This window comes from Pseudomonas sp. 05T35, from assembly GCF_056396605.1.
Genome location: NZ_JBFTLU010000930.1, coordinates 1 through 516, shown reverse-complemented (window position 1 = coordinate 516; position 516 = coordinate 1). Strand labels below are relative to the sequence as shown.

At 59.5% G+C, this 516-nt stretch carries 1 protein-coding gene; it reads right to left on the bottom strand.

Features of this window, described 5'->3' with window-relative positions:
- On the bottom strand, positions 1-516 hold a 516-nt coding region (locus AC1DH9_RS30745), incomplete at both ends, for an ATP-binding protein (protein WP_477809531.1).

Here is a 516-nt window from a genome sequence, read left to right as displayed (position 1 = left end):
AGGCGGCAGTGGTCTTGACTCCTTGCAGACGCATGTCATCAAGGGCACGCAAGCCACGGTCCATCGCCTCTTCCCAGGTCAACGCCCAGACCACCAGTTTCAGGCACATCGAATCGTAGAACGGTGGAATGGTGTAACCGGTATAGATCGCCGTGTCGGTACGTACGCCGGGACCGCCGGGTGCGTAGTAACGGGTGATCTTGCCGAAGCTCGGCAGGAAGTTGTTTTTCGGGTCTTCGGCGTTGATCCGGAATTGCAGCGCAAAACCACGGTGCTGGATGTCTTCCTGTTTCACCGAGAGCGGCAGGCCGGAGGCGATGCGGATTTGCTCACGGACGATGTCGATACCGGTGATTTCTTCGGTGATGGTGTGTTCCACCTGCACCCGGGTGTTCATTTCCATGAAGTACACCTCGCCCTCGGCGAGCAGGAACTCCACGGTGCCGGCGTTTTCGTAACCCACGGCCTTGGCCGCACGCACCGACAAGTCGCCAATGTAGGCGCGCTGTTCTGGCG